We start from the raw sequence: 9,760 nt of genomic DNA, 5'->3' as shown, positions 1-9,760 counted from the left end.
TGTGCCTCGGCCCCCCTTTTTGGGCCGGCCGTTAACCGCGGGGGCCCCGCCCGCCCATGGGCGGCGGGCCCCGCTGCGGGCTTACGCTGGTGCGGTCAAGCGGTGCGGTTAGGGCCGAGGCTGTCCGCCGGCACCCGGATCGGTGTCGTCACCGTTCTCGTTGCCGTCCCCGTTCTCGGAATCGGTGCCGTTGGCAGTATCGCTGCCGTCAGTTCCGTTGCCGTCGGTTGTGGTGTCGGCAGTTCCCTTCTCGCCGTCGGCGGCGTCAGGCTCCGGCGTATCAAACCCGCCGTTGAGGAGGCGCTCCAGGGCGGCATCGACGTCGGAATCCGAGGCGTCCAGCAGCTCACGCCGCTTGCTGAAGCCCTTCGGATCATCCAGGTCCTTGGCCGTGGGCATGAGGTCCGGGTGTTCCCACACGGAATCGCGGCCCTCGATGCCGCGCTCCTCCCGGAGCTGCGACCACAGGGTCGCCGCGTCCCGGAGCCGGCGCGGACGCAGCTCCAGGCCCACCAGCGAGGAGAAGGTGTGCTCGGCGGGACCACCGCTTGCCCGGCGGCGGCGGATCATTTCGCGCAGTGCGGCGGCCGACGGCAGATTGACCGTTGCGGCTGCTGTGACTTCGTCGACCCAGCCCTCCACCAGGGCAAGCGCTGTTTCGAGGCGTTCCAGGGCTGCGTCCTGCGCCGCCGTCCGCTCCGGCTGGAAAACGCCGCCGGAGAGGGCTTCCTGAATGGACTCAGGGTTGGACGGATCCAGGTCCCGGGCAACTTCCTCGATCTTGGAAATGTCGATGTGGATGCCGCGGGCGTAGCTGTCAACGGCGCCGAAAAGGTGTCCCGCCAGCCAGGGAGCGTGGGTGAAGAGCCGGGCATGCGCAGCTTCGCGGACGGCCAGGTAAAGCCGGATCTCCGTTTCCGGGATGTCCAGGCCTTCGCCGAACTTGGCGACGTTGGCCGGCAGCAGCGCCATGGTTCCGCCCGCGAGGGGGAGGCCAATGTCGGTGGAGCTGACGACTTCCTTGGACAGGGCGCCGACAGCCTGGCCGAGCTGGATGGCAAACATTGCGCCGCCCATGTTGGCGAGCATGGAGGATGCTCCGCCCATCATGGACTTCATCTCTTCAGGCATCTGGGTGCTGATGGCGTTCGACAGCGCCTGGGAGATGCTGACGGCAACGGGTTCGGTGAGCCGCTTCCAGGAATCCATGGTGGCTTCCACCCATTCCGCCCGGCTCCAGGCCTGGCCCAGCGCCGAAATGGAAGCGAAATCGGTCACGGGATCCAGCCACAGCTGGGCGACGTGCAGCGCCTCGTCCACCTCCTTGCTCTGCGCGGGCAGCACCGAGGGATCGCTGTCCGTGGCGGCAACCCTGCGGGCATTGTCCTTGGCAAGCTGCCAGTTGACCGGGCCTTCCGAGGGGGCGCTGAACATGGCCTGGACCTGCTGGAAGATCATGGCCATGGCGTTGGGATCGGAGGGCAGGCCGGCTGCTTTGGCCAGCTCCTGCGGATCCATGCCGCCGGCGCCGGCGCCGGCTCCGCCGAACAGTCGGGCAAGCATTTCGGAGAGCGGATCCTGGGGCGTGTCCCCGGGATCGGAAGGGTTGGAGCTCATGGATACCACCGGTCCTGTGGAAGATTGACGTGCATAACGCGGAACAGGCAGCCCGCGGTTGGCGGCCCTGGCTGCTCCGGACCACGGGCCGCTGAATCACGGACCATGGTTTCCTTACGTTACCGGCAGCCCGGGACGCCTGTCCTGTATTCACCGGTTCGTTCGCTGATGGCAAAGCCCTAAGCGCGCTGGCGCCCGCGGGGAAAGGGCCCGCGGGCGTAAGCTGGGGCCAGTATCCGCCGTATCAGCCTCGTTAGCCGTTTCAGCCTTACCGAGCTGCCTCGGGTTCCCACCTTCAGAAAAGGTTGGCCACTTGCGCCCCTCAGACCATCCGCACGACCCTTCCGTTTCCAGCGCCCGGGCCGCGGGTCCGTACCCGGGGCAGGGCGGGCTTCCCGCGGTTCCGGCGCCGCTGCCGGACGGAGCTTCCGGACCCTTCAGCGGGGGACACCGTCCGGACCCGCGCTCGCGGGCGCTGCTGGTGACGGGCGCGCTGACCCTGGTGCTGGGAGCCGTTGCACTGTTTCTTCCGGCGCCGTATGTGGTGGAATCTCCCGGTCCCACCTTTAACACGGTGGGCACCGTGGAGACGGCTGAGGGGGAGGAGGCGCCGTTGATCGAGATTGAGGGGGCGCCCACGTACCCCACCGACGGAGAGCTTGACCTGACCACTGTCTACGTGGCCGGCGGACCGGGCACCGCCATGAGTTTCCTGGAAGCCGTCGGCGCGTGGCTGAACCCGGAGGACGCCGTCGTGCCGCAGGAATTCGTCTATCCGCGCGGAACCACCGGTGAAGACATCGACCAACAGAACGCGGCCGCCATGACCTCTTCGCAGGAGGCGTCAGTCGCGGCGGCGCTGAGCGAACTGGACGTGCCCTTCAGCGAGGACCTGTCCGTGGCCGAACTGGTGGATGGTTCGCCCGCCGCCGGGGTGCTGGAGGCCGGAGACACCCTGCTCAGCGTGGGCGGCACTGACATCGACGGAATAGACTCCCTGCGCGAGGAACTGCAGGCCAGCGGCGGGGCTCCGGTGGAGATAACGTTCCGGCGGGACGGCCGGGAACAGACGGGAACCGTGACGCCGGTGCTCGGCGATACCGGCAGCTACCAGCTCGGAATCTTCCTGGCCACCAGCTTCGAATTCCCCTTCGAGGTCACGATCGCCCTGAACGACGTTGGAGGCCCGTCCGCCGGCATGATGTTCGCGCTGGGAATTATTGACCGGCTGACCCCCGGGGAACTGACCGGGGGCAAGCACTTTGCCGGAACCGGAACCATTGACTCGGCCGGAAATGTCGGAGCCATCGGCGGCATCCAGCAGAAGATGGTGGGCGCGTCCGACGCCGGCGCTGAGTTCTTCCTGGCTCCGGCGGACAACTGCGGTGAAGTTGTCGGGCACATTCCGGAGGGGCTCGACGTCGTACGCGTCGCCACGCTGGACGAGGCACGCACCGCGGTTGAGGCCCTCGCCGGCGGAACGAGCCCCGCGGAGCTCGCACAGTGCACCGCGGACCAGGAACCCTGACCCGAGGCGCCTGCATGAGCCAGCGACCAGGATCCGGCCGGAAAAAGGACTCGGGCCAGGCCGCGGCCCATCACGATCGTGAAAAGGTTCTTTCGCAAAGGCGGGGTTAGTGGCCCCGTGCGAGGAAGACAAGGCAGAATGAGAAAGCACGGCAACTTGCGGAGGGGACAGCAAAAATGTCCTGCAGCACCCGTTGCAGGGGCCGTGGACCGACGCACCGAACGATGAGGTAACAGTGACTTCCGGACCAAACGGCCCATTCTCCCGACCAAGCCCCAGTACGGGCACCAGCCCCGGCAAGCGGCGCGGCCCGAGCCCCCTGATCGCCACGCTGATCGTGGTGGCGATCCTTGTGATCGGCTTCGTGTACTTTTCGCAGGTTTATGCGGATGTCCTCTGGTACAACCAGCTGGGCTACCTCGAGGTCTTCGTCAAGGAAAACCTGACCCGCATCGCGATGTTCCTCAGTGCCTTCATCATCATGGCCGGCTGCGTTTTCTTCAGCATCCGGGCGGCCTACGCATCGCGGCCCGTGTATGCACCCGACAGTGCGCTGCAGGACAACCTGAACCGTTACCAGGCGCAGCTTGAACCCGTCCGCAAGCTCCTGATGATCGGCATCCCCGTCGTCGTCGGCGGCTTTGCCGGCACGGCGGCCATGTCCATGTGGCAGCAGGTGCTGCTGTTCCTGAACCGCCGCGAGTTCGGCCGGCAGGATCCGGAATTCGGCCTGGACTTCAGCTTCTACCTCAACACCCTGCCCTTCCTGGGCTTCATCGTTGGCTTCCTGATCAGCGTTGTGGTCATCTCCGGCATCGCCGGGCTGCTGACCCACTACCTGTACGGCGGCATCCGCCTTGAGGAAAAGGGCATCTTCACTTCGCGGCAGGCACGCATCCACATCGCCGTCATCGCCGCGGCCTTCCTGCTCCTGCAGGCTGCCAACTTCTGGCTGGACCGCTACAACACCCTGCTCAGCACCTCCGGCACCTGGACCGGCGCCCTGTACACGGACGTCGAAGCGGTCATTCCCACCAAGACCATCCTGACCGTGGCCTCGGTCATCGTGGCCCTGCTGTTCATTGTGTCCGCCTTCATCGGCCGGTGGCGCCTGCCGATCATCGGTACGGCCATGCTGATCATTACGGCCATCGTGGCCGGCGGCGTCTACCCGTGGATCGTCCAGCAGTACCAGGTCAAGCCCTCGGAACTGAGCAAGGAAGAGCCGTACATCCAGCGCAACATCGAGCTGACGCGCGAGGCCTACGGCCTGGACGAGACCGAGGTCACCGAGTACAAGGCCACGGTTGAAGCCAACGCCGGAGCGCTCGCCCAAGATTCCGGCACCACCTCCAACATTCGCCTGCTGGACCCGAACGTGGTGTCCCCGGCCTTCTCGCAGCTGCAGCAGTTCCGCCAGTACTACCAGTTCCCGGAGACGCTCAACGTTGACCGTTACGACATCGACGGCGAGATCCAGGACACCGTGATCGCGGTCCGTGAGCTGAACACCGACGGCGTGCCCGACGGCTGGGTCAACGAACACATCCTGTACACCCACGGCTACGGCGTGGTTGCCGCCCGCGGCTCCACCGTCCAGGCCGACGGCAAACCCAGTTTCATGGAATCCGGCATTCCGTCCAGCGGTGTGCTGGGGGACTACGAGCCGCGGATCTACTTCGGCGAATCCTCACCCGACTACTCGGTAGTCGGAGCGCCCGAAGGGTCCGCACCGCAGGAAATCGACCGCCCGCAGACCGGAGACTCGGACACCGAGTCCCAGACCACGTTCGACGGCGAGGGCGGCCCGAGCGTGGGCAACCTCTTCAACCAGCTGGTCTACGCCATCAAGTTCCAGTCCACCGAGCTCCTGCTCTCGGACGCGATCAACGAAGAATCCCAGATCCTCTACGACCGCGATCCCCGCGAACGCGTGGAGAAGGTTGCGCCGTACCTGACCGTGGACGGCAACGCCTACCCCGCCGTCGTGGACGGCCGGGTCCAGTGGATCGTGGACGGCTACACCACCAGCAAGTACTTCCCGTATTCCACCCAGCAGGAACTTCAGGCCGCAACCACTGACTCCCTGACCACCGGTGCTGCGGCGCTGCCCGCCGACCAGGTCAACTACATCCGCAACGCGGTGAAGGCCACGGTGGACGCCTACGACGGCTCCGTCACGCTCTACGCCTGGGATGACCAGGACCCGCTGCTGCAGTCCTGGCAGAGTGTCTTCCCGTCCACGCTCAAGCCGTACAGCGAGATGTCAGCTGACCTGATGGCGCATGTGCGCTACCCGGAGGACCAGTTCAAGGTCCAGCGCGAGCTCATGGGCAAGTACCACGTCACCAACGCTGATTCGTTCTTCAAGAACGACGACGCCTGGAGCGTTCCGAACGACCCCACGGTCACCAACTCCGAGGTCAAGCAGCCGCCCTACTACCTGTCCCTGCAGATGCCGGGCCAGGACGAGACCGCGTTCTCGCTCACCACGCCGTTCATTCCGTTTGTCTCGCCCAACGGCGAGGCCCGCAACGTGCTCTACGGCTTCCTGGCCGCAGAAGCGGATGCCGGCACCGGCGAGGACGGGGTCAAGAGCGAGGACTACGGCAAGCTCCGGCTGCTCTCGCTGCCCACCGACACCGTGGTTCCGGGTCCGGGCCAGGCGCAGAACCGGTTCAACTCCGACCCGACGGTCTCGAACGCACTGAACCTGCTGCGCCAGGGCGCCTCCGAGGTCATCAACGGCAACCTGCTCTCCCTGCCCGTGGGCGAGGGCATGCTCTACGTGCAGCCGGTCTACGTCCAGTCCTCCGGCGACGCCTCCTATCCGACGCTGCAGCGCGTGCTGGTCAACTTCGGTGAGAAGGTTGGGTTCGCCCCCACACTGGACGAAGCCCTGAACCAGGTCTTCGGCGGCGACTCAGGTGCCATCACCGGTGACTCCGAGAATGTTGGCCAGACGCCCGCTCCGGGCCCGGGAGAGGTACCGGGCGACACCAGTGCCGAGGCCGACCTGGCCGCCGCACTGGCTGATGCCGGAAGCGCCATCCAGGAGGGCCAGTCCGCACTGGCAGCCAACGACTTCGCCGCCTACGGCGAAGCGCAGGACAAGCTCAACGCGGCCATCCAGAAGGCCATCGCGGCCCAGGAAGCCATGGAAGCAGCCGCCGGGGAGACCGACGGCGCCGCCACAGAGGGCGCGGAGGGCGCAACCCCCGCACCCACCGAGGGCACCCAGGGCGACTAACCGGGAGGCGGAAGCAGACGATTTGCGGCTCAGCCCCGCGGCAGGTAGAGTTAACTATCACGCCGCGGGGTGGAGCAGTTCGGTAGCTCGCTGGGCTCATAACCCAGAGGTCGCAAGTTCAAATCTTGCCCCCGCAACCACATAGCGGCATTGGCATCATCAGAAAGTCCCGATCGGCAGAAATGCCGGTCGGGACTTTCTGCGTTGCCGGGACTTCTTGCCTTGGGCGTCTTTGCCCTCTCTGCCGCAGTCTCCTCTGCCGTGCTCTGGTCCTTGAAGCCCAGCGGGGGAGCCGTGCCGGGAAACAGCAACGGGCGGCACTCCAATGGAGTGCCGCCCGTTCGGCCGGCTAGGCCGGCTAGACCGGCGCCGCCGGCTTAGCCGGTGCTAGTTCTGTTCGAGGGCCGACTGTCCGGAGCCGGAGCTCTTCAGCGCGGCCAAGCGGGCCTCGACCTCGGTCTGCTCGCCCAGGTCCTCCAGGCTTTCGAACTGTGCGTCCAAGCTGGAAGAGGCCAGTTCATTGGCACCGCGGACGCGGGCTTCTTCGCGGCGGATCTTCTCTTCGAAGCGGCCCACCTCAGAGGTGGAATCCATGACGTCGATGCTCTTCATGGCTTCGTGCATCTGGGTCTGGGCGTGGGCGTTGCGCGCACGGGCGATCAATTCGTCGCGCTTGCTCTGCAGCTGGTTCAGCTTGCCCTTCATCTGATCCAGGCCGGTCTTGAGCCGTTCCACGATCTCTTCCTGCGAAGCGATGGTGGGCTCGGCGCCCTTGGCTTCGTTTTCAGAAGCCATCTGCCGCTGGATGGCCACCTTGGCGAGGTTGTCGAACTTCTGGGCGTCGGCGGTGTTGCCGGCAGACCGGAATTCGTCGGCCTTCCGCGATGCGGCCAGCGCCTTGTTGCCCCAGTTGCGCGCGTTCTGGATGTCTTCGTTGTAGTCGTCCTGAAGCATGCGCAGGTTGCCGATGGTCTGGGCGACAGCGCTTTCAGCCTCGGCAATGTTGTTGCTGTAGTCCCGGACCATCTGGTCGAGCATCTTCTGCGGGTCCTCGGCCTGGTCGAGGATGGCGTTGATGTTCGCCTTGGCGAGCTGGGTGATACGTCCAAAGATTGACTGCTTTACCACGATGTCTGCCTTTCGGTTTTTGGTTACGAATTTGGAAAAAAGTGTTGGAGCCATCAGCGGAACGTGATCCTAGAAACTTCCGCCGCCGCCGTCAAAGCCGCCGCCGCCCCCGCCGAAGCCGCCGCCTCCGCCGAAGCCGCCGAAACCGCCGCCGCCCCAGCCGCCGCCTCCTCCTCCGCCACGGAGGATGGAATCGATGAGGATGCCGCCGAGGATGGCTCCGCCAAGACCCGAACCGCCGCCGCGTCCTCCGTACATGCCGCCGCCGCCGAAGCCGCCGCCACCCATGCCGCCGAAGCCGTCGACATCCTGCTGGGCCATGTCAGCTGCCTGCGCCGCCAGCGCATTCGCCTGCTGTGCATAGGCGAGGGCGCTCACGGGATCCGAGGACTGCAGCGCGATGGCCTGCTGGAGGTTCCGCTCTGCCTCAGCGAGCCGGGTCCGTGCCTCGCTGCCGACCCCGCCGCGCCGGGCGCGGATGTAGTCGGAGGTGCCGGAGATCTGGGCCTGGGCAGACATGACTGCATGCTGGAGAGCATCCCTGGCCCGGCGTTCCTGCTCCTGCCGGTCGCGGATGCCCTCCAACGCGCGGTCCAGCTGCGCATTGGCAGTCTCCAGGCGCCGCAGGAGTTCAACCGGGTTGTTCTTGGTCGAGGATTCGCTGTCGATGGCGGACAGGGCCGCCTCGACGCCGGCAACCGGACCCGCGAGGCCGTTGTTGCCTCCGTTTGCGGCGAAGGCACGGGCCTGGGCCAGATCCTGCCGGGCATCAGCCACCGCGCGCTGCAGTTCGCCGCGGGCCGAGTCCAGTTCCCGCCCGGTCTTTTCAATGGCGTCGAGCAGCACGTTGGTCTGGTGCACGCTCTCTTCGGCGGCGCGGACGGCAACCACTGCCGACGCCGTGTCGCCCTCGTCGAGCTTCGCGGAGGCGGCTTCCGCCGCGTTGTCCACGAATTCCAGCCGCTCGCGGGCCTGCTCGATGTTGTCGGAAACCTGGGTGAGGGCCGAATCCGCGTAGCGCTGGCGAAGCTCGGCCAGGGAGCGTTCGGCCGCCCCCAGCCGGCTGGCCGCCGCCTGGGCGTTCCGGCGCGCGTCGGCCAGGGCGGCAGGCGCGTTCTTCTCCAGTTCACGCAGTTTGTCGAAGTCTTCCTTGTGCGCCTGCAGGGAGGAGTTCACTGCCTCGCACCGCCGGATGATGTCCTTGAGCCAGGTCCGCTGCTGGGCCTCGGTGTCCGGAATGTGGTCGTCCAGCTGCTGCTGCATCTTGAAGGATTCACTCATGTGGGTTTGTGCCGCGGCGAGGTCTTCGGTGAAGGTCTTCACGGCCTCGTCGCCGTAGGAGGCCATCGCGAAGTTAAGCTCCTGCTCGCTGGACTTGATGGCGTCGTCGGCGGCAATCAGGAGGCTGCCGGCGCGCTTGCGGAGATCCTCCACGCTCAGCTCGTCAAGGGGATCGGTGGGCGGGGCATCCTCGGCGCGGGCGGGGCCCGCCGTGACGGCACCCTGGCGTCGGCTCCGGACAAACAGGAATGCGGCGCCGCCGCCGAGCAGGATGATGCCTCCGATGAGGAGGACCGGGGCGAGGCTGGCGCCGGCCGAGCCGCCGGATGAGCTTCCGCTCCGGCCGGTCTCCAGCGCGTCGGCGGTGTTGACCGCCGCTGCGGCCCAGTCGGACGAGGTGATGGTCTCCTTGCCGAACAGTTCGTCGGTGGCCGCGGCCACCATCGCCTCTTCATGCTTCTGCGTCAGGACGGTGTCCTGGGGGGCAGAAACCTGCAGCTGCCGGCTCTCCGTGGCGATGCTGAGCAGGACCTCGCGTTCACCCATGTTCCTCTGCGCGACCACCTGGTTGCCCCAGGCGGCGGGATCAGAGGGATTGCTGAACTCGTCCACGTAAACCACGAACAGGGTGTAGCCGCTGTCCTGCCGCGTCTCGGAAATCGCGTTGCGGACCTCGTCTGCGTCCGAACCCAGTACACCGGCGTCGTCGACCACAAACTGTCCCGGCGGAATGGTCACGGGCGGCACGGCAGAAGCAGCCGTGGCCGTACCCAGCACCGCCGTGACACTCAAACCCAGCACGGCCGCTAGCCGCTTGGTCTTCAACCGCATAAATTGTCCTCAGGTTCGTAATGGCATCTGACTGATCCGCCGCGCTCCGCCGGACCCGTCAAATCCCTTTCGGGGCGGGCAAGCAGTTGCATCGATTCTATGGTTCGCCGGATACCCAGTCCACC

General features: G+C 66.3%; 5 protein-coding genes and 1 tRNA gene. 3 read left to right on the top strand and 3 right to left on the bottom strand.

Annotation, left to right across the window (positions count from 1 at the left end):
• Positions 1-108 precede the first annotated feature (108 nt).
• Positions 109-1,617, bottom strand: coding sequence for a zinc-dependent metalloprotease (locus tag QNO00_RS04735; protein WP_284023793.1), 1,509 nt, complete (start codon positions 1,615-1,617; stop codon positions 109-111).
• Between the two features lie 313 nt (positions 1,618-1,930).
• Between QNO00_RS04735 and QNO00_RS04730 the strand changes: the two genes are divergently transcribed.
• The 3 genes from QNO00_RS04730 (at position 1,931) to QNO00_RS04720 (ending at position 6,535) form a co-directional block, all read left to right on the top strand.
• Complete coding sequence (locus QNO00_RS04730) at positions 1,931-3,145, top strand: YlbL family protein (protein ID WP_284023792.1); 1,215 nt, start codon at positions 1,931-1,933, stop codon at positions 3,143-3,145.
• A gap of 235 nt (positions 3,146-3,380) precedes the next feature.
• Positions 3,381-6,395: a UPF0182 family membrane protein gene (locus QNO00_RS04725; RefSeq protein ID WP_502863100.1), complete on the top strand. Its 3,015-nt coding sequence runs from the start codon at positions 3,381-3,383 to the stop codon at positions 6,393-6,395.
• A gap of 63 nt (positions 6,396-6,458) precedes the next feature.
• A tRNA-Met gene (locus QNO00_RS04720) sits at positions 6,459-6,535 on the top strand.
• A gap of 247 nt (positions 6,536-6,782) precedes the next feature.
• On the opposite strand, the gene QNO00_RS04715 is transcribed toward QNO00_RS04720, so the two are convergent.
• Together QNO00_RS04715 and QNO00_RS04710 are read right to left on the bottom strand one after the other, a co-directional pair.
• Positions 6,783-7,523 (bottom strand): PspA/IM30 family protein, encoded by a 741-nt coding sequence (locus tag QNO00_RS04715; protein ID WP_229965072.1) that lies wholly within the window; start codon positions 7,521-7,523, stop codon positions 6,783-6,785.
• Between the two features lie 69 nt (positions 7,524-7,592).
• Positions 7,593-9,635, bottom strand: coding sequence for a TPM domain-containing protein (locus QNO00_RS04710; RefSeq protein WP_229965073.1), 2,043 nt, complete (start codon positions 9,633-9,635; stop codon positions 7,593-7,595).
• Positions 9,636-9,760: the final 125 nt, after the last annotated feature.

Origin of the sequence: Arthrobacter sp. zg-Y1219 (assembly GCF_030125545.1) — a bacterium.
In the GTDB taxonomy this organism is placed as follows: domain Bacteria; phylum Actinomycetota; class Actinomycetes; order Actinomycetales; family Micrococcaceae; genus Arthrobacter_B.
The sequence above is the reverse complement of the archived record's forward strand: the minus strand, read 5'-3'. Positions and strand labels throughout refer to the sequence as shown.